The 24,012-nt window shown below is 62.2% G+C and carries 26 protein-coding genes and 2 tRNA genes; 10 read left to right on the top strand and 18 right to left on the bottom strand.

Features of this window, described 5'->3' with window-relative positions; genetic code table 11:
• A partial coding sequence (locus tag CWO89_RS02195; protein ID WP_502702880.1) for a cupredoxin domain-containing protein occupies positions 1-316 on the bottom strand: 316 nt, incomplete at its 3' end.
• Between the two features lie 150 nt (positions 317-466).
• Here CWO89_RS02195 and CWO89_RS02190 point away from each other — a divergent pair.
• The 7 genes from CWO89_RS02190 (at position 467) to CWO89_RS02160 (ending at position 8,063) form a co-directional block, all read left to right on the top strand.
• Positions 467-551 (top strand) — tRNA-Leu (locus tag CWO89_RS02190).
• A gap of 155 nt (positions 552-706) precedes the next feature.
• Positions 707-2,068: a trigger factor gene (tig, locus tag CWO89_RS02185; RefSeq protein WP_130577038.1), complete on the top strand. Its 1,362-nt coding sequence runs from the start codon at positions 707-709 to the stop codon at positions 2,066-2,068.
• Between the two features lie 241 nt (positions 2,069-2,309).
• Positions 2,310-2,945 (top strand): ATP-dependent Clp protease proteolytic subunit, encoded by a 636-nt coding sequence (locus CWO89_RS02180; RefSeq protein ID WP_130577037.1) that lies wholly within the window; start codon positions 2,310-2,312, stop codon positions 2,943-2,945.
• A gap of 430 nt (positions 2,946-3,375) precedes the next feature.
• On the top strand, positions 3,376-4,650 hold the full coding sequence (clpX, locus tag CWO89_RS02175) for an ATP-dependent Clp protease ATP-binding subunit ClpX (RefSeq protein ID WP_024506813.1): 1,275 nt from the start codon (positions 3,376-3,378) through the stop codon (positions 4,648-4,650).
• A 314-nt stretch (positions 4,651-4,964) separates the two neighbouring features.
• Positions 4,965-7,388, top strand: coding sequence for an endopeptidase La (gene lon, locus CWO89_RS02170; protein ID WP_130577036.1), 2,424 nt, complete (start codon positions 4,965-4,967; stop codon positions 7,386-7,388).
• A 143-nt stretch (positions 7,389-7,531) separates the two neighbouring features.
• Complete coding sequence (locus CWO89_RS02165; RefSeq protein WP_130577035.1) at positions 7,532-7,936, top strand: GFA family protein; 405 nt, start codon at positions 7,532-7,534, stop codon at positions 7,934-7,936.
• A gap of 50 nt (positions 7,937-7,986) precedes the next feature.
• Positions 7,987-8,063: transfer RNA gene (locus CWO89_RS02160), tRNA-Val, on the top strand.
• Positions 8,064-8,089: 26 nt separating this feature from the next.
• Here CWO89_RS02160 and CWO89_RS02155 read toward each other — a convergent pair.
• Positions 8,090-8,548: an NUDIX domain-containing protein gene (locus CWO89_RS02155; protein WP_130577034.1), complete on the bottom strand. Its 459-nt coding sequence runs from the start codon at positions 8,546-8,548 to the stop codon at positions 8,090-8,092.
• Positions 8,549-8,951: 403 nt separating this feature from the next.
• Positions 8,952-9,314, bottom strand: a complete 363-nt coding sequence (locus tag CWO89_RS02150; RefSeq protein ID WP_245475647.1) for a hypothetical protein — start codon at positions 9,312-9,314, stop codon at positions 8,952-8,954.
• A gap of 183 nt (positions 9,315-9,497) precedes the next feature.
• On the opposite strand from CWO89_RS02150, the gene CWO89_RS02145 reads away from it, so the two are divergent.
• The 3 genes from CWO89_RS02145 to CWO89_RS02135 are packed head-to-tail and all read left to right on the top strand — an operon-like array spanning position 9,498 to position 10,950.
• A complete protein-coding gene (locus CWO89_RS02145; protein ID WP_130577032.1) occupies positions 9,498-9,788 on the top strand; it encodes a hypothetical protein in 291 nt (96 codons plus the stop codon).
• The gene (locus CWO89_RS02140) at positions 9,785-10,090 is read left to right on the top strand and encodes a YciI family protein (protein ID WP_130577031.1); all 306 of its coding nucleotides are present in this window, start codon (positions 9,785-9,787) and stop codon (positions 10,088-10,090) included. Before CWO89_RS02145 ends, CWO89_RS02140 begins: the two co-directional genes overlap by 4 nt.
• Positions 10,090-10,950 (top strand): class I SAM-dependent methyltransferase, encoded by an 861-nt coding sequence (locus CWO89_RS02135; RefSeq protein WP_130577030.1) that lies wholly within the window; start codon positions 10,090-10,092, stop codon positions 10,948-10,950. Before CWO89_RS02140 ends, CWO89_RS02135 begins: the two co-directional genes overlap by 1 nt.
• A gap of 139 nt (positions 10,951-11,089) precedes the next feature.
• Here CWO89_RS02135 and pepT read toward each other — a convergent pair whose 3' ends face one another.
• The 15 genes from pepT to CWO89_RS02050 all read right to left on the bottom strand — a co-directional run bounded on the left by pepT (position 11,090) and on the right by CWO89_RS02050 (position 23,992).
• Positions 11,090-12,346, bottom strand: a complete 1,257-nt coding sequence (pepT, locus tag CWO89_RS02130) for a peptidase T (protein ID WP_130577029.1) — start codon at positions 12,344-12,346, stop codon at positions 11,090-11,092.
• Positions 12,347-12,495: 149 nt separating this feature from the next.
• Complete coding sequence (locus tag CWO89_RS02125; protein ID WP_027580650.1) at positions 12,496-12,795, bottom strand: HU family DNA-binding protein; 300 nt, start codon at positions 12,793-12,795, stop codon at positions 12,496-12,498.
• 518 nt (positions 12,796-13,313) lie between these two features.
• Entirely contained in the window at positions 13,314-14,684 is a 1,371-nt protein-coding gene (locus CWO89_RS02115) for a hypothetical protein (protein ID WP_130577028.1), read from the bottom strand.
• A 195-nt stretch (positions 14,685-14,879) separates the two neighbouring features.
• The gene (locus tag CWO89_RS02105) at positions 14,880-15,179 is read right to left on the bottom strand and encodes a hypothetical protein (protein ID WP_130577026.1); all 300 of its coding nucleotides are present in this window, start codon (positions 15,177-15,179) and stop codon (positions 14,880-14,882) included.
• Positions 15,176-15,418 (bottom strand): hypothetical protein, encoded by a 243-nt coding sequence (locus tag CWO89_RS02100; protein ID WP_130577025.1) that lies wholly within the window; start codon positions 15,416-15,418, stop codon positions 15,176-15,178. Before CWO89_RS02100 ends, CWO89_RS02105 begins: the two co-directional genes overlap by 4 nt.
• A complete protein-coding gene (locus CWO89_RS02095; protein WP_130577024.1) occupies positions 15,415-17,151 on the bottom strand; it encodes an ATP-binding protein in 1,737 nt (578 codons plus the stop codon). The genes CWO89_RS02100 and CWO89_RS02095 overlap by 4 nt, the downstream gene beginning before the upstream one ends.
• Positions 17,148-17,726, bottom strand: coding sequence for a DUF1643 domain-containing protein (locus CWO89_RS02090; RefSeq protein ID WP_130577023.1), 579 nt, complete (start codon positions 17,724-17,726; stop codon positions 17,148-17,150). Before CWO89_RS02090 ends, CWO89_RS02095 begins: the two co-directional genes overlap by 4 nt.
• Positions 17,723-18,670 (bottom strand): exonuclease domain-containing protein, encoded by a 948-nt coding sequence (locus CWO89_RS02085; RefSeq protein WP_165420958.1) that lies wholly within the window; start codon positions 18,668-18,670, stop codon positions 17,723-17,725. Before CWO89_RS02085 ends, CWO89_RS02090 begins: the two co-directional genes overlap by 4 nt.
• A 14-nt stretch (positions 18,671-18,684) precedes the next feature.
• Positions 18,685-19,167, bottom strand: a complete 483-nt coding sequence (locus CWO89_RS02080) for a hypothetical protein (RefSeq protein ID WP_130577021.1) — start codon at positions 19,165-19,167, stop codon at positions 18,685-18,687.
• Positions 19,164-19,355 carry a hypothetical protein gene (locus CWO89_RS02075; RefSeq protein WP_130577020.1) on the bottom strand — a complete coding sequence of 64 codons (192 nt, stop codon included), beginning with the start codon at positions 19,353-19,355 and terminating at the stop codon, positions 19,164-19,166. Before CWO89_RS02075 ends, CWO89_RS02080 begins: the two co-directional genes overlap by 4 nt.
• On the bottom strand, positions 19,352-21,097 hold the full coding sequence (locus tag CWO89_RS02070; protein ID WP_130577019.1) for a protein kinase family protein: 1,746 nt from the start codon (positions 21,095-21,097) through the stop codon (positions 19,352-19,354). Before CWO89_RS02070 ends, CWO89_RS02075 begins: the two co-directional genes overlap by 4 nt.
• Positions 21,097-21,477 carry a hypothetical protein gene (locus CWO89_RS02065; RefSeq protein WP_130577018.1) on the bottom strand — a complete coding sequence of 127 codons (381 nt, stop codon included), beginning with the start codon at positions 21,475-21,477 and terminating at the stop codon, positions 21,097-21,099. The genes CWO89_RS02070 and CWO89_RS02065 overlap by 1 nt, the downstream gene beginning before the upstream one ends.
• The gene (locus CWO89_RS02060; RefSeq protein ID WP_130577017.1) at positions 21,477-22,301 is read right to left on the bottom strand and encodes a protein phosphatase 2C domain-containing protein; all 825 of its coding nucleotides are present in this window, start codon (positions 22,299-22,301) and stop codon (positions 21,477-21,479) included. The genes CWO89_RS02065 and CWO89_RS02060 overlap by 1 nt, the downstream gene beginning before the upstream one ends.
• Before the next feature lie 24 nt (positions 22,302-22,325).
• Positions 22,326-23,075, bottom strand: a complete 750-nt coding sequence (locus CWO89_RS02055; RefSeq protein WP_130577016.1) for a vWA domain-containing protein — start codon at positions 23,073-23,075, stop codon at positions 22,326-22,328.
• Between the two features lie 38 nt (positions 23,076-23,113).
• On the bottom strand, positions 23,114-23,992 hold the full coding sequence (locus tag CWO89_RS02050; RefSeq protein WP_130577015.1) for a cysteine hydrolase family protein: 879 nt from the start codon (positions 23,990-23,992) through the stop codon (positions 23,114-23,116).
• Positions 23,993-24,012 lie beyond the last annotated feature (20 nt).

The following is a 24,012-nucleotide window of genomic DNA, read 5'->3' as shown; positions in this document are numbered from 1 at the left end:
CCCGGGCGAGCAGGGGCTCGGCGGCCGGAGCGCCGTCGATTCCCCGGCAGTACAATGCAAGGGGTGCGGGAAGATCGTTGCCGAGCGTCAGCTCGATGGTCTCGCCGCGATTCGCCCTGATGTCCTCGCCTGGGAACGACCAGACCGGCGTAGCCGCGCCGCCCTGGCGCAGCACCAGGCTGTCGGGTCTCGCGGAAATGGCGAGTGAACGACGGGCTTGCGCCAAGGTTGCGGCGGGAAGGCCCGCTTGCAGCGCGGCGGCGCCTAGTCCGGCCAGCAGGGTGCGTCGATCGAGCTTCAGGAAAAGGCTTGCCATCGGCCCGATCCGGACCATTTTTGAACCTGTAAGTCCAGCGGCCATTTGGGCCGAGAGGACATGCGAAAAAAGCCATTTTTTTGCTGCGCCGGGGCGGGCTCATGCTATAAGCCGCCGCCCGCGGCATCGCGGCCGGAGATGATGCGCCAAGCGGGTGTGGCGGAACTGGTAGACGCGCTGGATTTAGGTTCCAGTGACGAAAGTTGTGGGGGTTCGAGTCCCTCCACCCGCACCAAGCGCTCATCCAGCGTTTGCATGATCCCTTTCTGGAGGGCCTGTCTCTGTGTTCGGGAGACAGGTCCGCCGAACCACCGGCGCAGGCGTTGAGCCGTGCGTCGAACCATTGACACAGTCGCGCCCGCAAAGGCGCGACAGGAGCGGAAGAAGAAGATGCAGGTCACCGAGACCCTTAATGAGGGACTGAAACACGAGTTCAAGATCAGCGTTCCTGCCACCGACCTCGATGCCAAGGCGGACGCGAAACTTGTGGACCTGAAGGACAAGGTCCGCATCAACGGTTTCCGTCCCGGCAAGGTGCCGGTCAGCCATCTGAAGAAGATCTACGGCCGCTCGGTGATGGCGGAGACCATCGACCAGACCATCCGCGACGCCAACACGCAGATCTTCACCGACCGCGGCTTCCGTCTTGCGACCGAGCCGAAGATCACGATGCCGACCGAGCAGAAAGAGGTCGAGGAGTTGCTCGCCGGCAAGAGCGACCTGACCTACACGGTAGCGATCGAGGTCGTGCCGCCGATCACGCTTGCCGATTTCAAGACCTTCCAGGTCGAGAAGCCGGTCACTGATGTGACCGACGCCGATGTTGATGAGGCGATCAAGCGCATCGCCGATCAGAGCCGTCCCTATTCGGCCAAGAGCGAGGGCGCGAAGGCTGAGAACGGCGACCGCGTCACCATCAGCTTCAAAGGTACCATCAACGGTGAAGCCTTCGACGGCGGAACCGGCGAGGGCATCCAGGTCGTGCTCGGTGCGGGCCAGTTCATTCCCGGCTTCGAGGAGCAACTGATCGGTATCGGCGCAGGCGAGACGCGCACGCTGAAGGTCACGTTCCCGAAGAACTATGCCAGCGAAAAGCTCGCCGGCCAGCCGGCCGAATTCGAGACCACGGCGACCACGGTGGAAGCACCCGGCGAGACCGTGATCGACGACGAGTTCGCCAAGACGCTCGGGCTGGAATCGCTCGACAAGCTGAAGGAAGCCGCACGGGCGCGGTTGACGGCCGAGTTCGCCGGCGCGACGCGTCAGCGCGTCAAGCGCGCGCTGCTCGACCGGCTTGACGAGAACCATAGGTTCGAGGCGCCGCCGTCGCTGATCGACGAGGAGTTCAACTTGATGTGGAACTCGATCAAGGCGGAGATGGATTCCGCCGGCAAGACGTTTGCCGACGAGAACACCACCGAGGACGCCGCCAAGGAAGAGTACCGCAGGATCGCCGACCGCCGCGTGCGGCTTGGCCTCGTGCTGTCGGAGATCGGCGAGAAGAACAAGATCACGGTGTCCGATGACGAGGTCGGCCGCGCCGTGATCGAGCGTGCGCGCCAGATGCCGGGCCGCGAAAAGGAGGTCTGGGACTTCTATCGCAGCAACGCCCAGGCGCTCGCCCAGCTCCGTGCCCCGATCTACGAGGACAAGGTGGTCGACTTCATCCTCGAACTCGCCAACGTGACCGAGAAAAAGGTCTCGAAGGAAGACCTGTTCAAGGATGAAGACGCCGAGAAAACTGCGGCGTAATCCCGGCACCTCGTGTTAATGATGAACGGCGAAACCGGCCGAACGACGGCATTCCGTCGCTAGGCGGGACCAGCCGAATCGGTTTGAGTTGCCGCGTTCGGACCTAGCCATCTGTGCGGTCTTGCCGCCGCGAAAATGGCGCATATCTGAGCGCAGCTTAACGCAGTCCTGCATCACGGGACGATCGTCCGTCCGGAACAGCCGGCGGCCGTTCGGCCCCGCCAACTCCAGGGGTAATCCCATGCGCGATCCCGTTGAAACCTACATGAACCTCGTGCCGATGGTCGTCGAACAGACCAACCGCGGTGAGCGCGCCTACGACATTTTCTCGCGCCTGCTGAAGGAGCGCATCATCTTCGTGACCGGCCCGGTCGAGGATGGCATGTCGACGCTGATCGTCGCGCAGCTTCTGTTCCTCGAGGCCGAGAATCCGAAGAAGGAAATCTCGATGTACATCAACTCGCCCGGCGGCGTGGTGACATCGGGTCTTGCGATCTACGACACCATGCAGTTCATCCGCCCGCCGGTGTCGACGCTGTGCACGGGCCAGGCGGCCTCGATGGGATCGCTCTTGCTCGCTGCCGGCGAGAAGGACATGCGCTTCACGCTGCCGAACTCGCGCATCATGGTGCATCAGCCCTCCGGCGGCTTCCAGGGCCAGGCCACCGACATCATGCTGCACGCGCAGGAGATCCTGAATCTCAAGAAGCGGCTAAACGAAATCTACGTCAAGCACACTGGCCAGACCTACAAGGCCATCGAGGATGCGCTCGAGCGCGACAAGTTCCTCACGGCGGAAGACGCGAAAGCGTTTGGTCTCGTCGACAAGGTGATCGATAGGCGTCCCGAGGATCCGGCTGCAGCGAAAGCCGCGTAGTCTTACGGGATCGCTTGCGCGATTTTTGCGTTGACGACGAAATCCCTGTCGGCAAACTCAGGCGATTGCGGTGCAGTATGCCCCAACTTGGGCAGAAAGTTCCGCTTTCGTATCGAGCTGTCGCGTGGCAATGTCGCAACGACCGTGCGTTTTCGACAGGTTATTTACGTGCGGAGGCTATAAATCACGGTATTGTCACGGTGCCCGGCAAGCCCCCGGTTAGCGAATTCTTGATAGTCGGATGACAGCATGGTTGGCTCTGACGTATCGGATGTAGTTGCGGGGGAGATTCGACTGAACCGCGATTCGCCGGATCAGTATTAAGTAGGGTCTTTTTTGGTACGGTTTTTGCTCTATCTACACCTAAAGCCCGGACAGTACCGGAATAGGTCGATGGAGCGACGGGTTCGAACGGCGGACGGAGATAAGAATGAGTAAGGTCGGCACGAGCGATTCCAAGAACACGCTATATTGCTCGTTCTGCGGCAAGAGCCAGCACGAAGTCCGCAAGCTGATCGCGGGTCCCACCGTTTTCATCTGCGACGAATGCGTTGAGCTCTGCATGGACATCATCCGTGAGGAGAACAAGTCCTCGCTGGTGAAGTCGCGCGACGGCATCCCGACTCCGAAGGAAATCTGCAAGGTGCTGGACGATTACGTCATCGGCCAGAGCCATGCGAAGAAGGTGCTGTCGGTTGCCGTGCACAATCACTACAAGCGGCTCAATCACCAGACCAAGCACAACGACGTCGAGCTCGCGAAGTCGAACATCCTCCTGATCGGTCCGACAGGCTCGGGCAAGACGCTGCTCGCGCAGACGCTGGCGCGCATCCTCGATGTGCCCTTCACCATGGCGGATGCGACGACGCTGACGGAAGCCGGCTATGTCGGCGAGGACGTCGAGAACATCATCCTGAAGCTCCTGCAGGCGGCCGACTACAACGTCGAGCGCGCGCAGCGCGGCATCGTCTACATCGACGAGATCGACAAGATCAGCCGCAAGTCGGACAATCCCTCGATCACGCGCGACGTGTCGGGTGAGGGCGTGCAGCAGGCGCTGTTGAAGATCATGGAAGGCACGGTGGCTTCCGTCCCGCCGCAGGGCGGCCGCAAGCACCCGCAGCAGGAATTCCTCCAGGTCGACACCACCAACATCCTCTTCATCTGCGGCGGCGCCTTCTCCGGGTTGGAGAAGATCATCTCCGCACGCGGCCGCTCGACCTCGATCGGCTTTGCCGCGCAGGTGCTCGCTCCGGAAGATCGCCGCACCGGCGAGATATTCCGCCACGTCGAACCGGAGGATTTGCTGAAGTACGGCCTGATCCCGGAATTCGTCGGCCGCCTGCCGGTGGTCGCGACGCTGGAGGATCTCGACGAGACCTCGCTGAAGAAGATCCTGACCGATCCGAAGAACGCGCTGGTCAAGCAGTATCAGCGGCTGTTCGAGATGGAGAACATCGAGCTGACCTTCGCCGACGAGGCGCTTGGCGCGGTCGCCCGCAAGGCGATCGAACGCAAGACCGGCGCGCGCGGGTTGCGCTCGATCCTGGAGAGCATCCTGCTCGAGACCATGTTCGATCTTCCGGGCCTCGAAGGCGTGGAGGAGGTCGTGATCTCGCGCGAGGTGGTCGAGGGAACGGCCCGTCCGCTGTACATCTACGCGGATCGTTCCGACCGCGCCGTCGAGAGCAGCGCGAGCGCCTGATCGCGCTTGCCGGCCGCGGCCGGCGGATGAACGAAAATACCGATGGCTGCCGGGATTCCCGGTGGCCATTTCGATGTAATTAATTCTGCGCGTTTAGTCCGGATTTTCCGGTATTTCTAAGTACTTGACACCCCCATGGCCGATAGCCACCTAATGCTGTCGGTGATGAAAATTTACGTCTCAAGATTCGTCATCTGAAATCCGGAACGAGAAGCGGCCGAGGGCCGAACGACATTCGGATCATACAGGCACCTTGTGGTGGTTGCGCAAGCAAGCGGGCCGCGTGCAAGGGGGCACAACGAAAGGAATAGGCCATGACAACCTCAAAACCCCGGCCATCGATTGTCTACGGCGAAAGCCATTCTTATCCGGTGCTGCCGCTCCGTGACATTGTCGTCTTCCCGCACATGATCGTGCCGCTCTTCGTCGGCCGCGAGAAGTCGATCCGCGCTCTTGAAGAAGTGATGAAGAACGACGCGTTGATCCTGCTCGCGACGCAGAAGAATGCGTCCGACGACGATCCGGCGCCAGAGTCGATCTACGAGACGGGGACGCTCGCCAGCGTGCTGCAGCTCCTGAAGCTGCCCGACGGCACTGTGAAGGTGCTGGTCGAAGGGCTTGAGCGCGCGCGCGTCGAGAAATACTCCGACCGCAGCGAGTACTACGAGGCGACCGCGGTCGCGCTCGCCGACACCGACGCCGATTCGGTCGAAGCCGAAGCCCTGTCGCGCTCGGTCGTGTCCGATTTCGAGAGCTATGTGAAGCTGAACAAGAAGATCTCCGCCGAAGTCGTCGGCGTTGTTCAGGGGATCACCGATTTCGCCAAGCTGAGCGACAACGTCGCTTCGCATCTGGCGGTCAAGATCGCCGATCGCCAGGCCATCCTGGAGACGCTGTCGGTCACCCAACGCCTGGAGAAGGTGCTGGGCCTGATGGAGAGCGAGATCTCGGTCTTGCAGGTCGAGAAGCGCATCCGCTCGCGCGTCAAGCGCCAGATGGAGAAGACCCAGCGCGAATATTACCTGAACGAGCAGATGAAGGCGATCCAGAAGGAGCTCGGCGACGACGAAGGTCGCGACGAGCTGGCCGATCTGGAAGAGCGCATCAACAAGACCAAGCTGTCCAAGGAAGCGCGCGAGAAGGCGCAGCATGAGTTGAAGAAGCTGCGTCAGATGTCGCCGATGTCCGCGGAAGCGACCGTGGTGCGCAACTATCTGGACTGGCTGCTGTCGATCCCGTGGAACAAGAAGTCCAAGGTCAAGAAGGACCTGGAAGCCGCGCAGGCGGTGCTGGACTCCGACCATTACGGGCTCGAGAAGGTCAAGGACCGTATCGTCGAGTATCTCGCGGTGCAGTCGCGCGCCAACAAGCTGACCGGACCGATCCTGTGCCTGGTCGGGCCTCCCGGCGTCGGCAAGACCTCGCTTGGCAAGTCGATCGCGAAGGCGACGGGGCGTGAATTCGTGCGCGTCTCGCTCGGCGGCGTGCGCGACGAAGCCGAGATCCGCGGTCACCGCCGCACCTATATCGGCTCGATGCCCGGCAAGATCATCCAGTCGATGCGGAAGGCGAAGACCTCCAATCCGCTGTTCCTGTTGGACGAGATCGACAAGATGGGCGCCGACTTCCGCGGCGATCCGTCATCGGCGCTGCTCGAGGTCCTGGACCCCGAACAGAACTCGACCTTCAACGACCACTACCTGGAGGTCGACTACGACCTGTCGAACGTGATGTTCATCACGACCGCGAATACGCTCAATATTCCCGGACCGCTGATGGACCGCATGGAGATCATCCGGATCGCCGGCTACACCGAGAATGAGAAGGTCGAGATCGCGCGCAAGCACCTGATCCCGAACGCGCTCTCCAAGCACGGTCTGGATTCCAAGGAATGGTCGATCGACGACGATGCGCTTCTCTTGATGATCCGCCGCTACACCCGCGAAGCGGGCGTGCGTAACCTGGAGCGTGAGCTCTCCACACTTGCCCGCAAGGCGGTGAAGGAGCTGATGATCTCCAAGAAGAAGTCGGTCAAGGTCACCGAGAAGAACATCGAAGAGTTCCTCGGCGTGCCGAAGTATCGCTTCGGCGAGATCGAGAGCGAGGACCAGGTCGGTATCGTCACGGGTCTGGCCTGGACCGATGTTGGCGGCGAGCTGTTGACCATCGAAGGCGTCATGATGCCCGGCAAGGGCAAGATGACCGTCACGGGCAATCTGCGCGACGTCATGAAGGAATCGATCTCGGCGGCGGCGTCCTACGTCCGCTCGCGCGCGATCACCTACGGCATCGAGCCGCCGCTGTTCGACAGGCGCGACATCCACGTGCACGTGCCCGAGGGCGCGACGCCGAAGGATGGACCGTCCGCAGGCGTGGCGATGGCCACCGCGATCATCTCGGTCATGACCGGCATTCCGGTCCGCCACGAGGTCGCGATGACCGGCGAAATCACGCTGCGTGGCCGCGTGCTGCCGATCGGCGGTCTGAAGGAGAAGCTCCTGGCTGCCGCCCGCGGCGGCATCAAGACGGTGCTGATCCCCGAGGACAACGCCAAGGATCTCACGGAGATTTCCGATGCGATCAAGGGCGGCATGGAGATCATCCCGGTCTCCCGGCTCGACGAGGTCGTCGCCAGGGCGTTGGTGCGGGTGCCCACACCGATCGTCTGGGAAGAGGAGACCAAGGTCGACGTCAAACCCGACACCGCCGAAGAGACCGGCGGCCTGACGGCCCACTGACCGGACCGGATTGCTTGAACAACGAACGGCGCCTTCGGGCGCCGTTTTGTTTATGGGAGTTTCGCTCGAAGATAGCGCACCGATCATGATCCGATTTTCCGGATCATGCTCTAGGACAGGGAGCAGGCGGAGAGGAGGGCGCCATGAAGATCGACGGACAATGTCACTGCGGCTTCGTGACCTACGAGGCCGATATCGACCCCGAGCGTGTCTCGATCTGCCACTGCACGGATTGCCAGACGCTGACCGGCTCCCCCTACCGCGTCACCGTGATCTGCGCCGGAGACGCAATACGCCTCACGGGCAAATCGCCGAAAATCTATGGGAAGGCCGGCGACAATGGCCGGATCCGCTTCCAGCATTTCTGCCCCGAATGCGGTTCCCCGCTGTTTACGAGCGGCGAGGACGGGGGCCCCGAGGATTGGGGTATCCGCTGGGGCAGCATCCGCCAGCGCGACCAATTGCAGCCCCGGCGCCAAATCTGGTGCCGCTCGGCCGCGCCCTGGATCAACGATCTCAAGGCGTTGCCGGGGCTTCCGACTGAATGATGGCCCCGACCTTGCGCCTAGGGGCAGGGCGAGGGTAAAGAAGCGGGCGAGGGCGGCTAGCTCAGCTGGTTAGAGCATCTCGTTTACACCGAGAGGGTCGGGAGTTCGAATCTCTCGCCGCCCACCACAAGCCCCGCTGCCCGCGCTGGGATTTCAGGGGCCAGGTAGCTCCGGAACAGTCATGTTGGTCGATTTGGCCTCCGACAAGAAGGCGTCGACGGCAAATTGGGCAAGCGGCGCGAGGGATTCCCTGATCTGACAAAGCTCGGCGAGTGTGAACGTCTTTAGCTGGCCCTCGGTAATCGTCAGCTCTTCAGAACAAATCGATCGGACGATAAATATCTCGGCGTGAAAGTTGCCACCGGTAATCGGGTGGTTTGAACCAACGCAGCGAGCGAGATGCTGGAAGCTCTCTGCCGGCAGACGGCAGCCCAGTTCTTCGTGGATCTCACGGGCGATACAGTCCCTGAAAGTCTCATTGCCTTCGCGTCGGCCACCAAAAAGGCTGATCTTGCCGGGATCAACGATACCGGGCTTGTCGTCGCGCAATTGCATGAGAAAGCGACCATCTGTATCGATCACGATGGCCGCGGCGCCTTCTCTCAAGCTCATGATGATCCTCGCTGGCACATTACCCATAATGTCGCCAGCACGGAGCCGCAACGGCTGCATTTCATCAGATGGGCAAGAATAGCGCATCAGTCCCGATTGAGCTCGCGCGAATGCGCTTCGATCGTGCGATGCAGGAATTAGACAAAAAGATCCAAGAGAAGAGGCAGGCTGAGCGAGCGCAACGCGAAAGGGAAAACCTTATACGCAAATCAGAGAGGGTTGCGGAGCGCAAAGAGGCGCGCATGGACCAGCCTTCGCCCTGCGGGCTTCGGCTCGGCAAGCCGGAGTACGTAGGGCGAAGACTGTCGCGCCGAAGCTCGCAGAGCAAAGGCGGACTGGTTTGGTTAGCAAGTGAATCTTCGAGCAAGGCGCCGCTCAACGAGCGACGCAAGCTCCGCCGATCTCACGCCGTCTTCGTGAACATCGTCAGGACACCGTCGGCGATGTTGATGGCAACGACTTGCGACGACGTCATGCCCTTGGCCTTGAGCGCGGATAGCGCCTGCGGCGTCGCGTCGATGGTCTTCCGAAGTGACTGCATGTCCTCATCGCTCGTCTGCGAGATGATCTCATCGACTTTCGAGCGCACCGCCGGCTGCAGTTCCTTGACGTCGACAACCTGTATGGTCCGTATAACGGTGCCGGGCTCGGACTGAGCGGGCGGCGACTCCGCCCCACGTTGCGAGGGAGTTCCCTGCGCCAGCACCAAAGCCGGTGTTCCGAGGCAAAGAGCTGCAATGATGGCGGATGCCGTAAAGATGCGCATGGTCATGCCTTTCCAGGTTGAAGACCAAACAAGTCCTATCCGGGAAATCTGGTTGGCATCTGCTTTTCATGTGGCCATTCGGTGAAAGCAATGCGGCCTCAATGCGCGGCGCTGCGCTCGCCGGAGGATTGGCGATGCGCTCAACCGGGTGATATCATTGCGTGAAAACCCGGGGAGCTGCCCATGCGAGTCTTTGTTGCCGCCGTGATGGTCGCGCTGATGGCCGGATCGGCGTTCGCGCAGAATGCCGTGCCGCAATATGGCGACGTCGACAAGGACAAGAGTCCGTCGCAGAAGGAGGAAGAGCGCAACGCCGAGCGCGCCTACAAGAGATCGCTGCGCAACATTCCCGACAAGGCGGGGCCCAGCGATCCCTGGGGCGCCGTGCGCAGTGACAACGCGGCCCCTTCGGCCACCAACACGACGCAGAAGAAACCCAAGACCGGCAGCGCCGCGAAGCACGCGCCGCAATGAGATATTTCGTCTGCAAGCTTGTTCCGCCGCGTCCGACCTTTCCGCAGGACATGACACTTGGCGAGGCCGAGATCATGCAGGCTCACACGGCCTATTGCGGGGAACTGCTGCGGGCTGGCAACGCGATTGTGTTTGGCCCGGTGGCTGATCCGGCCGGCGTCTGGGGGTTAGGCGTGCTACAATTGCCTGACGATGCCGACCCGCAGACCATTCTCGCCAACGATCCCGTCATGAAGGCCGATGCCGGCTTCACCTATCAGGTGATGCCGATGCTGCAGGCTGCGACGAAAGAGACCTGCTGATGGACGCCGCCCTTGGCCACGAGCAAAACGCCGACCAGATCGCCTACTGGAACGGGCCGGGCGGCCAGCGCTGGGCCGACCGGCAAGCGGCGCAGGACGTCCTGCTGGCTCCGGTCCTCGACATCCTGATCGATCGCGCCAGGCCGAAGACAAGCGAGCGCGTCATCGACATCGGCTGCGGCAGCGGCGCGACCACCGTCGCGTTTGCAGGGAAGGTCGGGCCGTCCGGCCACGTGCTCGGCATCGACGTATCAGGCCCGATGCTCGAGCGGGCGCGGCAACGCGTGACGCCGGGATTGTCGCTGGAGTACGCGCTCGCGGATGCAACGGTGTACCCGTTCGCTCCCGCAAGCTTCGACCTGTTGGCGTCGCGATTCGGCGTGATGTTCTTTGCCGATCCCGCGGTGTCGTTTGCGAATATGAGGAAGGCGCTGCGATCGTCAGGGCGGCTTGCGTTCATCTGCTGGCGCGAGCCGCGCGAGAATCCATTCTTCATGACGCCGTTGCAGGCCGCCTACAAACACGTGCCGAAATTGCCGCAGCAGGGGCCCGAGGATCCCGGGCCGTTCGCGTTCGCCTCGGAAGAACGTGTGCGACGCATCCTCGGCGCGGCCGGCTTTACGAATGTGGAGATGGAGCCGTGCCCGCTCTCGCTCGATGCGGCGATCGGCGGCGGCCTCGATGGCGCCGTACAAGGCGCGCTCGAGATCGGGCCGGTCAGCCGGGCGCTGCAGGATCAGCCACCTGAACTCCGCGCCGCTGCCGCCGGTGCGATCCGCGAGGCGCTCGCGCCGTTCGTCAAAGGCAATTCGGTGATGCTGCCCGCCTCGATCTGGATCGTGACGGCGAAGGCTTCGTAGCAGCCCACCGTCATTGCGCCCTTACCGTCATTGCGAGGAGCGATAGCGACGAAGCAATCCATGCTTCCGCGCATGTGGAGGGATGGATTGCTTCGCTGGCGCTCCCAGTGACGGGGGAGAAAGCTTGCGTACGTAACCGCTACGCCCGCTCTTCCCAGATCATCGCGAGATGCACGATAGTCTGCACCGCCTTTTCCATGTCCTGCCGGCTCACCCATTCCAGGCGCGAGTGGAAGGCGTGCTCGCCGGCGAAGATGTTGGGGCAGGGCAGGCCCATGAACGAGAGGCGCGAGCCGTCGGTGCCGCCGCGGATCGAGGTCTTCACCGGTGTCAGGCCGGCGCGGCGGATGGCTTCGCCCGCGTAGTCGATGATCTCGGGGTGACGGTCGATCACCTGCTTCATGTTGCGGTACTGCTGCTTGACCTCCATGCGATAGGTCGAGCGCGGATAGGCCTTCATCACGTCCTTGACGATGGCCTCCAGCAGCGCCTCCTTCTCCATCAGCCCGGCTTCCGTGAAATCGCGCATGATGAAGTCGAGCCTGGCCTGCTCCAGCGCGCCCGAGATCGCGATCGGATGCAGAAAGCCTTCCTTGCCTTCGGTGGTTTCCGGCGAGCAGGTGGTCTTCGGCAGCCGCTCGACGATCGCGGCGGCGATCTTGATCGCGTGCTCCATCTTGCCCTTGGCGAAGCCGGGATGGGTGGAGACGCCTTCGATCGTGATGCTGGCGCCGTCGGCGGAAAAGGTCTCGTCCTCGATATGGCCGGCGGTTTCGCCGTCGATCGTATAGGCGAAATCTGCGCCGAGCTTCTTCAGGTCGACCTTGTCGACGCCGCGGCCGATCTCCTCATCGGGCGTGAACAGGATCTTGATGGTGCCGTGCTTCACTTGGGGATTGTTAACGAGGAAATGGGCGGCATCCATGATCTCGGCGACGCCGGCCTTGTTGTCCGCTCCCAGCAGCGTGGTGCCGTCGGTGGTGATGATGTCGTTGCCGATCTGGTCGGAAAGCGCTGGGTGCTCGGCGGCGCGAATCACCTGCGCGGGGTCGGCTGGCAGCGCGATGTCGCCGCCGCGATAGTTTTTCACGATCTGCGGCCGCACATTCCTGCCGGTGCAGTCCGGCGAGGTGTCCATGTGCGAGCAGAAGCAGATCACCGGCACCTTCTTGTCTGATGTGGCCGGGATGGTCGCGTAGACGTAGCCATGCTGGTCCAGATGGGCGTCGCTGAGCCCCATCGCCTGCAATTCCGAGACGAGGAGGCGGCCGAGATCCTTCTGCTTCTCGGTGGAAGGGCAGGTTGGCGATTCCGGATCGGACTGAGTATCGATCACGACGTAGCGCAGGAAGCGCTCGGTAACGGTGTGTTTGAAATCAAGCGTTGGAGCCAGCATGGTGACCGCAAGTCCAAGAGGGGGACGAGAGAGGGATTGGGCTAGTTCTATAACAGAAAAGCGCCACTCCGGGGGCCGCGTCGAAGAGCCGGAATGGCGCTGACTGAACGAAGGGGCTCGGCCGGTCACTCGGCCGATCACTTGGCCGATCAGATGGCTTCCTTGAGTTCCTTCGCCGGGCGGAAGGCGACCTTCTTGCTGGCCTTGATGTGGATCTGCTCGCCGGTGGCGGGGTTGCGGCCCATCCGGGCGGCGCGCTTGCGCACCTGCAGGATGCCGAGGCCGACGATGCGAATGCGCTCGCCCTTCTTCAGGTGCTTGGTGATTCGCGTCACGACGTCGGTCAGGATGCTTTCGGCCTGCTTCTTGGAGAGTTCCTGGTCTTCGGCGATCGCCGCCGCCAGATGCTTCAGGGTGATGGTCGCCGGGGTCGCTGCTTTCTTCGCCATGTGTGGCCCTCCTCGTGATGAACGGCTTAAAGAAGCGTTTTCGAACGAAGCGGATGCTGAATCGTTGGGGAAAACGCGTCGACGGGAGATCTGGAGCCCTTGGGGGTCTCGATGGCGAGGGTCCAGGAAACCCTGACATTTCAGGCCTTATTCGATTCGGACCCTGACTGACTACGCCGTTTCGCCCGAAAATCGGCCACTTCCCGCATCGAAACCGCAAAACCGCCAAACGTCGCAGCTACGAAACGGTTGTGCGAACTGGTCCGTTCGCAACAACTGAAGCCGCCGAGTTGCCGGCGGGAAGTTTGGCGAAGGGGACGGATCGAAAGTCGAGCGCGGAGCTAACTGTTTGAAACACATCGCCAAAATGGCGCGAGAGACGGGGCTCGAACCCGCGACCTCCGGCGTGACAGGCCGGATAATTTCAACGTTTTCAATGGCTTCCTGACACTATCTGCCCCGAAAACTGGGCTCTTAACTGCCGAAAGTATCAGGCGAGATTTCCCGGCTACCGACATCTATCGATCCACCGTTCCGGTTGCGGTCTTGAAGATTTCCAAGAGGATGGGCGCGTCGGTGTCGGGCTTCTGCTCGAGCTTCTTGGCGCCGATCGCTCGGGCCTCGTCGAACCGGCGAACGCTGGCGATGTTCACGGGATTGTACGTCTTCCGGAGCCGCTTGTTGGCTTCCACGGTGTTCGCCATCTTGTTCGACTGATCGGTGACCGAGCCCCCTCCAGCATCGCCCTCGACGGCCCCAGAGCGGCGCATATCCTGGATCTGGCGCTTCTCCCCAATACCGAACGCGAGCTCACGCACGGTCCTGAAATCGTCCGCCAGCGTCTGCTTGCGGTAGGGCCTGGGAGCCGTCGGGCGGCCGCCGCCGCGGTCTCCGCCACGCTGGCCCAACTCGCCCTTGCGGCTGACCGGCTGGTGACCGCGGGTCCAGAACAGGGGGGTGTTCTCGAGCAGCGTGATGCCCTCAAACTGCTTCTTCATGTAGGCAAGCAAGATCGCCTGGCTCCACTGCGATAGCGTGCCGGCGGCGCCGCGGCCGGTTTTGGCGCGGTCTACCAGGAACAGGATGCCGGCCCCGTCGTCGATAGCCATCCCGGCGAGCAGCTTGCGGGCATCAACCGGCGAAAGCATGGAATCCCAGGCTACGGCCATGCAGGCGGCCAGTCCGAAGAACCCATGGCGCCATGCCACCTGAACGAGTTTCAGCACCTCCTTGCGGAGCCACGTGGCCTGACGCGGATCTGGCGGGGTGTTGGTGATCGCCTTCGAGGGGTCGGCGTCCAGCTTGCAATACTTCATCGCGGCCATGCGCTTCCACAGAGCGCGCCAAACCTTAAGGACGCGATGCCGTTCGCCGATCGAGACCTCGCTCTCGATTTTGACCAGCAGCCCCGAGACCCCGCCGGTCACCTCGTCGATGCGGAGAAAGTGCTCGGGCTCGATAGTGTTCGGATCGCAGTCGCCGAACTCCGGGCCAAGCCATTTCCATGCGCGAGGCCAGTCGTCGCGGCTTTCCTGCTCGTAGGTCCAGACGATGCCCTTCTTGGTGCGGTCGGCTTTACGCAGCGCCATCGCCCGCACATAGCCATCACCCACGCTACCTTCAGCCCATGACGGGCGATCTATCTTTCTTGCCGGCCCGCCGCCCCTTCGGTGGGCGTCCCATTCGGCATTGAGCTCGACGGCGCGGCGTAGATCGTCCTTGCTTGCAGCCGGGTTGCCTTCGGCGTCGCGCCCAGGACCGCCTTTGCCCATCGGGACCATGCGGAATCCAGCCTTCCGCATGGCCTTGGTTGGCCGCCACCGCCAGCGCCCTTCCAGATAGAGGAAGTAGCGAATCTTATCTTTGCCCATGGGCTCAACGAGGTGCACGGAGTTTCTCCCGAGCGTCCCGGAGCTTAGGTCCCCCAGTCAAGGACGAAGTTTTGGGGATATCTTCTTTCTCTGCGGTGTGAATTCTGATAGCGCCGTCTGGGCTTACGGTCATACCGGTGACCTTCAGCCCGACTTTCCTGGCAGCTTTAATGGCGCGCTCAGCGGAAGCCTGGGTAAACGGCGCAGCGCGAGTCATTGGGCGCACTCGGTCTCGATTCCACGTTCGACCGGGTCGATCCCCGGCCGCATCTCCCGGCTGGTCCCAGAAAGATGCCGGTGCCAATTTAACAGCGCTGCCGCGGTCGAAATCGTGTGGTGACGAGTCTTATCAACGTCTCCGGCGGTGGCGGCCGCGGCGGCCATGCGCAGGGCCCAAGCCTCCATGCGGAACGTGTCGGCGTAGCCGGCGTTTCCCGACCATTTTTCGACCTGCTTGTCGATCGAGGCGGCGCGCTCCAAGAGGCGTTTCGGCGTGTACGGGGCGGAGATCATGCAGCCGCCGCAGATCGCGCAGCATCGCGGATAAGCTTTGTGAAAGCTTCGGTATCGCCAGTCCAAATCACGACGCCGTTCTCGTCGGCTATGACAAAGTTCCTCATTTTGCTGAACTCAGGTCCCTCAACCAATAAGCAAGCACCTTTGTCCAACTTCTCGCCAATAGCTGTTGGAATGAACTCTCGCACGATGCTCTTTTGCCAAGGGAATTTCATTCGATTGATCTCCTCAGTCATGCGGTGAAAAGCCAATCCGCAGCGCGGATCTCGCCGGCACCTGCGTTTTCGATGATGCCGTAGGAGGCGACCGCCGCGAGATAGACGCCGGTTGTACTGGCCGTGGTGGAGAGGCCCAACTGTTCGGCCACGCGCTTGCGCGCGATCGACTTCGGATAGCTTCGATAGACCACATCGAAAGCCTTGCGCTCCTGTGGGGCCAGTAGCGATGCCGCCATCTTATAGAGTTCGGCCGCCGTGGATGCCGCGGGGAAGACGGCCTGCGCGCGGCCAGCTTCGGTCAGCGAAACCTTCCCCGGTTCGGGGGTGACGACCAGCTCTCGTTTGGCCAATTCAGCGAGGTAGACACCAAAGGTGGAGGCTTTAGGACTCAATCCAGCCACGACGCAGGCGCGTGCCTTCTCGATCGGATCGCGGCCGATCTTGTGCCACCACGCGATCGCATTCAGCGCCTTCTGGAGAGCCTGGGTTAGCGCACCACCGCCGCTTGCCGCAGGTGATGGCAATCGCGTTGGGGCTTCGATTGGCGCGCGTGTCGGAAGCGCGGTCGTTGGCTGAGGTGCAAGCGAGTTCGATGCCAGTTTCTCGGCCATCTGAATCGCATGGCTGGCGCGCGCCTTTGCAACCACCTCCACGGTTGCCTGGATGTTCGAAACCAACTGATCGACACGCCTAGCAAACGCATCGAAGATCGCATTACCGTCTCGGAGTCCCTTCGCGTAGCCACGCTGCTCGGCGGCCGCCACAGCGGCGGGATCATGGTTGGACTGGAGTGCAGGCTGCCCTTTGCGCATCTCGGCATGCAGCCGTGCGATCTCGGCGCGCAACGCCTCCGGATCATCTTCCTCCGCCTGCTTGACGGCATCGCCGATGATTGCTCGCAGACGTTCCCGATCGACGGGTGCCGTCTGGACGTGCTGGTCTGCCATGTCACCCGTCGGTGTCGCCGAGTTGTCGAAGGTCGAGATCTTGGGGAACTGCACCATCTCGGCGACCTGTGCCTCACCGGAGCACATCCATGCGGTCCCGGTCTTCAACGAGGCGAGGGAGGTCGAGACGCGCTCGAAGGTCTCCTTGTCGACGTTGGCCTTCAGCCACTTCTTGACGGGCTCCTGGTCCGCCGGCGCGGTGAGGCGATGCGCGATCATGGTGTCGCAGCTCCCCAGTACAGCATTGTGCAAGGCCTGCGTTCGCTGCGTGACCACCATCAGCCTGATGCCCTTTGACCGGCCTGCGGTCGCCAGCTTCTTGGCATTGTGGATTGCGAGGTTCTCGGCTCCGATACCGGCGCGCTCCTTCGGCGCGAACTCGTGTGCCTCCTCGATCACCAGATAGACGACGCCGCGCATCCGCTTCATCAGGGCAGGGGAGAAGTCGTTGAAGAATTTTTGCAGCCCGCCGGCATTGAAATCCGCCATGTCGATTATGGACAGCGGCAGATCTCCCGTTGCGACGAGTTCGCCGATCGCCTTGCCGGCGGAATCATGCAGCGGAACGTGACCGCGCGGACCACCAAGGATGTAGAATGGAAGGCCCGGCCGCTTGCCGTCGGCGCTCGACGTCATGCCCCACCAATCCGACTTGATCGGGTCCAGGACGCAGACTCGAGCCGTTGGATTGTCGCGGATGATCTGCTCGACGGCCAGCTTGGCGGTCGACGTCTTGCCCGAGCCCGTCTTGCCCAGGAACGCGGTATGCTGCTCCAACACGGCGCGCGGGAAAGAAAATGTCATATTCTAAGCTCCTTAAATTCAACGAGCGGTGTGTCGCCGGCAATTCGTCCGGGATGTTTGGGCGTGCCGCCCTTGTTCAACCCCAGGGACCAGAGCGTGTGGCCATCCGCGCGCAACGCGGATTCCACTTCGATGGCCTGGTCGAGCAGCTTGCGTTCGACGTTGCCCCAGGCGCAGACGATCATCTGCGCTTGCTTTGCAGTGTCCCGGATCAGCGGAAGGTTGGCGCGGCTGCAGGGCACCACGCCGGGCGCCAGCAGATCCTTCGGATCGGTCGCCCGGTAGTCGAACACGTTCATCATGGCCAAGCCGTCGAAGCCCCACGCCATCGAGAAGTCGATCACGCGGTTCATCGTCGGGTCGTCGATTGAGGCATCGGCGATCGACGGGTTGTGGCAGATCCAGAGGACGAAGTTGTTCGGCAGCCTGGTCGAGGCATTGAACAGGTTGACCCACTTCCGTGTCAGGATGAGCCGGTAGCAGTCGTTCGGGCCGGCAAACATCGCGTCGCCGGCGACGCCGTCCGTCAGCGTCAGGCGGGCCTTGCCGCCTGGATTGTGCGCGTGCGCGTTCATGTCGATGCTCCAGGCGGTTCGAACTGGGGCTCGCCGGTACGAAGCAGGTGCTGCTTCCGGTCGGCGCACGCCTTGCGCAGCATCTCGTATTCTTTGGAGTCGACAAGGATACCGTGTGCGGCCCAGTGATCGGATTGTCCGTGCCACCAGTTCTCGAGATCGCGCACCGATACGGCACCGGGGATCGCGGCGAGGGATTGCTCGAGGTATCCCCGACGGGCTCGCGCGGCTTCCTCAACCTTGGCGTTGGCACGACGTTCGATCTCACGGCGCGCGTTCCAGCGCCAGTCCTCACCGAGATTGTGATCCTTGTTGCCGAGCCAATCGAGATAGCCAGCGTCCGCGGCTGACAGCGGCTTACCCTTGAACTGCCCAAAATCGAACTTGGTGAAGATCGGCGGCTGGGCGCTCCACTCAATCAGCGTCTCAAGGGTCTGGTGCTGGAGGAGCTCGAGCAGCAGGAGTCCGCAGACGTAAGAGTCGGGCGGTGCGCGATGGGCCGGCGCCGCGCGCTTGGGATCCGCCGGCAGCTTGAGAGCGTAGCGGAGAACCTGAAGCGAATGGCTCTCGAAGTCGGGCCACTGACGAAAGCTGCATTTCCAGGTGCAGACCCAATCGGCCTGGAACAACGGATCGAGATATTGCCGCTCGTATTGCGCCATATGCGCGGCAAACGTGATCTTGCCTCCATCATCAGGGGTCTGGACGAGCAGGCGCCATGCGTCGGACCACGCCGGAGCGTCCTTCACGTCTTCATCCGTGATGTGGTGGACGGCCGATGCTTCGGGTGGGATCGGTCTGGCCGGGCGCGCGAATGACTGCTCGCTGCGCGACGACATGCTCCAAACGCCGGAGACCTTCACGATATCGGTGTATCCGATCTCAATGACTTCATCTGAAGCATCAAGGCCGGTGGTCTCGAGGTCGCATACGCGGATTATCATCGGCGGCTCCATTCTCAGAAGGGCGCGTTATCTTCGGCAGATTTGTGGGAGATCGCGCAGGAAAAACCTGGATGATGGCCCTTCCATTCTGGCCATTGGCACGACTGGCAGATTTTTTCCTTTTCGCCCTCGCGCTCTTTGAGCCTCGACAGCGGAATTCGGCAGAAGCCGTTTGACTTAGCGGCTACGAACGCGGCTTCCTCACTCTTCCCCTTCACGCCGGGATCAATGAAGACGAGCGGTTTAGCGCCTGCCGCATCGACGATGACGCCCGGAAATTCGTCGCGATACGGTTCGCCGTCATCTCCGTAATCGTTGGGGTCCGCGACTGTGTCGACCCAGACCAGGTCGCCGACCTGAAACCTCGCGATGCGATCGGCGCATTTCCATTTCACCGACGTAACGCCGAGACCCTTGAGTTTCTTGCGTAACCCGTCGCGCGCGTCGCATGGTTGCCCTTGGACGACACAGCCGGTGCAGGTCCGATAGAACGTCATGCCTCGCCTCCAGCATGTATCGCGCGCTCCAGGGCGCGGTTGACGATTTTGATGCGCTCGAGTTGGTACTTCGCGCTCCAACGTGACTGGGCCTCGGCGATCTTCTTCGCTTCAGCATCGCACTCCCGCATAAACGCGGCTTCCGCGGGTGTGAGGTGCTTCCGCCAATTCCACTTCTGTCTCTTCACGGTGCCATCCTCATCTGCCAGACCGCGCCGTCGAGGATGTAGACGATCCGCTCGCTCCATGCCGCCAGCTTCATCGCGGTGCTGACTCCGGTATCGCGCACCTTGTTTACGGTGCCCGTGGTCGGGACGAAGATCGTGATCTCGAAGTCGTCGGTGATGGTGGCTACGACGCCGCGCGGCAAAATCGCCATATTGAGCTCGGGACCGTCGGCGGGGCCGACCCATGCCTGGTACCGGGTGAAGGTCTTGTCGAAGGTCAGTTCGACCTTGCCGTAGACGCCTTGCTTGTCGACGACGGTGAAGGCGGCGAACCGGCCGCAGGCCTTGCCGGCAACCACGGTCTTGCCGTCGAGTTCGGCCACGCGGATCTGCGAAATGCCGCCGGCATGCGGCAGCACCACGAAAGCATTGCCGAGCGCGTTGGTGACCGCAACATCATCCAGCCAGGTCGTCGCCCCGACGAGCATGTTCCAGCGCCGATCCATGATCATCCGTGGTCGGCCGACGTCGTTGAGCTCGAGCTCGATCAGTTGGCGGTCGGTGACCCCGAACAGCGTCTTGCCAGCGCGGAAGATGCGACGGAGCGGCAGCAGTGGTTGCTCGGCGAGCCTGCGGCCGCCGACGCCCCCGACGACTTCATATGGGATGTGCGCGAAGACGATTTCGGTCGAAGTCGGGAGCGAGATCACCCATCCTTCCGGGACCTTGATGACCTCGGCGTCGGCCGGCATCTGGTAGGCGATGCTCATTCCAGTTTCGAGGTCGCATAGCTCACCGGATGCAAGCCGGACCGCGCCGTTCGCCCAGATCCTGGTGACGGGATCGCCGGTGCGCGCGAACAACTTCTCGAACACCAGCGCGCCGCCGGCGGCCGTGGTGACGGCGCGCATGACTTGCGCGGCCTTCGCTGGCTTGCCCATAACGGTCGGCGCCGGCGGCGTGCCGCGCTTGCCCAGTTGGAACGTTGCCTGGAACCAATCCAGCAACGGGCCTGGAATGCACGAAAAGTCGCGGACCGACAGCGGCAGCTTTGCGCGCTGGTCGAAAACCGAGGCGTTATCCTTCATCCTCCGGACGAGGTCGCCGGGCTTGTAGCCCTCGATCCGCCCCTTGAAGGGATGGATTCCCGTGAAGACCTGGAAGGCGACGATGCCCCAGGCAAACCAATCGGTCTCCGGCGAGAAGGCCTTGGCGCTCCAATCCCGGATTGAGGGCATGATGACCGTCGCCGGCCATCGGCCTATCGCCCAGGAGTCGACATCGATCACCGAGGCGGACGCGGCATTGCCCTTTGTAAAATGGACCAGCCAGTTCAGTTCGTTGGCGTCGACCAGCAGAACCTGCTGTGTGTGCGCATAGGCTACGATATCGAACATGCACTGGGTAACCGCGACGGCATCCCACTCACCGAAGCCCGTCCGTGACCGGTAATCCGAGACAAAGACCCGCGACATCGGCTCGCCGACGACGAACGGCATGTAGAAGCCAATCGGCTTCCGGGAGTCGTCGAGCACCAGGCCGTGCGGCGCGACGATGCCAGGATGCTGCAGCCGCGCCAGCATCTTCACCTTCTCCGGCATGCCGTCGCGCGCCATCTTGTTCGGATCGGTGTAGAGCTTCACCACGGTCTGGCCGGTCTTGTAGATTGAGCCCTCGCCGCCGGTCGTGATGTAATCGGACTCGCGCAGCGTCACGCCGCCGCGGCCGTCGAGGAGAACATTGATCGCACCCTTGCGCGCCATCAGTAGAAGTCCTCCTCGGAGGGTTCGTAGACGTGGTGCTCGATGAGCCACTCCTCCATGCGCTCGCGCTCGGCCTCCGATAGGGCGGCCGGGAGTTCGCGGAGCCAGATGTCCAGCTTCACCGTCTGGAGAGCGAGCCAGACGAAGGGCGTCAGCCAGCGCGGGTGACGGCCCCATTCCAGGTTGCGCAGGATTCCGAACACGCGATTGTATTCCGGCGTGTTTGGCCACGACGCTATGATACAGATGTCGCAAGGATCTCCACCTTCGGCACCGAACCGCGGCGAATAGGTGGTTTCGCTTCCCGGCCGATAGCTGTACTCGACCGTCACGGGGAAGCCGTTATCCTTGCGGAAGTCCTGGAAGAAGGTCTGCGCCATCACAGCGCCTCGTGCTCGATGTGAATGCAGGCCATCGCTATATCGTCGATCGGGCCTTTACCGTGGCGCAGGCAGTCCCTGAGGAAGCGGAGCATCCGCCGCTTCACGAAGGCTCCCTCAGTCGACTTGAACGACATAAGTTCGGTGACGACGTCGCGCCAATCCATGCCGTCGACTTGTGTGACCCCATCAGAGAAAACGGCGATAAATCGGAACATCTGCAGGTCATGGTCGATGCTGGTGCCGACAAGCCCGTCTTCGACCGTATGACGGCCGATAAACTCTGAAGGGGCGCAGTCAGGAGCAAATATGTGCTGCGAGAGGGCCCGCGCGTCCATCCCGCCATGTGCTGTGATGAATGCGCGATACTCGTCGGTCCGCCAATAGGCGCGGTAGACCGGCATGTTCTTGGCCCACTCGATCCGGTTCATCACGAGCCTACCATCTCGATCAATGCCGGCCGCGACGCCATCGCCGACGATCCGAGACATCGCTCTGTCGCCAGAAATGGCGACATACACGCATGTCGCGAGCAGATCATCGGGTTGGAGGTACAGTGCAGATCGCGCGCATTCATCGCGGCGGTGGCTGTAGTGATCTACGATGCGCTCATTAAACCGAGGCGCTTCCATCAGAGAGGTCAGCGTGGAATGCGCGACGACTCTAGCCCCGACATCGGTACGCCCGCCGCTCGAGCAGCCATCTGAAACAACTGCGGCACCGAAGATGTCGCTGGCATACGACAGTGCATAGTCCTGACACGGCATGCCGCCGCGGAGATGCTGCGATCCGATGTGGAAGGCGTGGTCGGCTGTGAAGCGCATAGGTGGTCTCCGCGGCGGCTCTGCTCAGATGGTAGGTGCGATCGATTGGCTCGGACCGCCTGTGCCCAATGCTTGCGATGTGCTCGAGATCGACTGCGAGACGAATTGAGCCAGCTTGGCCAACTTGCCCTTGGTGGCGTCGCCGGCGTCGATGTATTGGGTGATGCCGGCTTCCCGCTGGAAGTCCCGGAGCGCTCCGCTGCAGCTGCTGGCATTGATCCCGATCAGGACGCTGACGTGGCTTTCGAGGTATTCCTCGCGCTGGGCCAATTCGACTTCGGCCCTGATTTGGGCGGGCCGCATCGCGGAATGAGTGTCCTCGCCATCGGTGATAAAGAAACTGATGGCGTTAGCATTGAACTCCTGGTCGTACAGCATCTTGGCGTACGCATTAGATGCGCCGATGCCGCTGTAGCAGGCATCAAAGAGCGGCGTTCCGCCACCCGGCTGCAGCGTGTCGTAAGAGGCGACGTCGATGTTGGTGAGCGGGATGAACCCGTGGACCTCGTTGACGCCCTTCGGGTACATCGTGCTGAAGGCGGCGACGCGGATCAGCAGGTTATCGGACCGCGGGGACTTTCCGCAGGCATCGACAGCGGTCTTCACAGCGGCGATCAGGTCGGGCCGGAAGGAACTGACCGAGCCGCTCATGTCGACCTCGATGTCGACGAGCGTATATTCGGTCGCGCCGAGCCCTTCGATGCGCGCGCCGGTGAATGAGAAGTTGCTGCCCACCGTGTGGGTTTCGACATCGGTACCATCGAGACGGGGCATGGAGTCTCCTTTCTGAATTTCGGGGTGAGGGGAGGCGATCAGGACAAGAAGGCGTCGGCCGTGGTCAGCACTAGGCCTCGGGCTTCCATGTCCTTGAGGAACTGGGCGGCAATCGCAGGAAAATCAGGTCCGCCGGGCGCCTGCGGGACCGGTGACATGCTGTCGGTCAGGATGTGGATCTTGCGGAGGTGATCGTCGCCGATGTTGTCGACGATCTGCCGGATCGTGGTGGCGACGCAGTGCGATGAGGCCTCGCCCGCGATACCGATGACGTCGGCCTCCTGGAGAACGGAGAGGAAGGCGCCGTTCAACTGCGTGGACGGGTCGGCGGGATCCGGCACCTCGGCCATGAGGGCCCCGTAGTGCTCCGTGAAGGTGTTGGTGCCCTTTGTGACGAAATCGATCGTGGCGAAGTTGTCGCGCTCCCAGTCAGTAAGGGCCAGGCGGAGATCATCGACCACGTTGTGACCCCAACTTCCGATGATGCAGTGCTCCGGCCAAATCATCAGAACGAACTTGCCGGCAGCCTCGATCGCCGCGGTGTAGTCGAGCATCCGCTGGCGGTATGCCTGGTTGCGCGGTGCCCACATACCCGACTTGATGTCGGCCTTCGTGATCATGGTGAAGGGTGCAGGGTGCTGGCCGTTCTGGCCGCGCCAGAAGCCGGGGTGTGCGACGTCGACGACGCGATGGGAGTCCAGCGTGACGTGGATGTCGTTGAGCCGGCGGCCGACGCGTTTTACCAGCTTGGCGACACGTCGCATGTCGTCAAGCGCGCCGGGTACCGGGAGCGTAGACCGAAACAGCGTCCCATCCGGCATTGCTGCGCCGACCCAACCGCTGCCTTCGTGTTTGATGTCCATGAAGTCGTTTTGGGGATCGATGATGACGAGATCGGCCTTGATGGTCTTGCGCACTGGTTCACCTCCTTTGGATT

Source organism: Bradyrhizobium sp. Leo170 (assembly GCF_004296405.1).
GTDB lineage: Bacteria > Pseudomonadota > Alphaproteobacteria > Rhizobiales > Xanthobacteraceae > Bradyrhizobium.
Note: the sequence above shows the minus strand (reverse complement) of the source record. Positions and strands in the feature narration are given on the sequence as shown.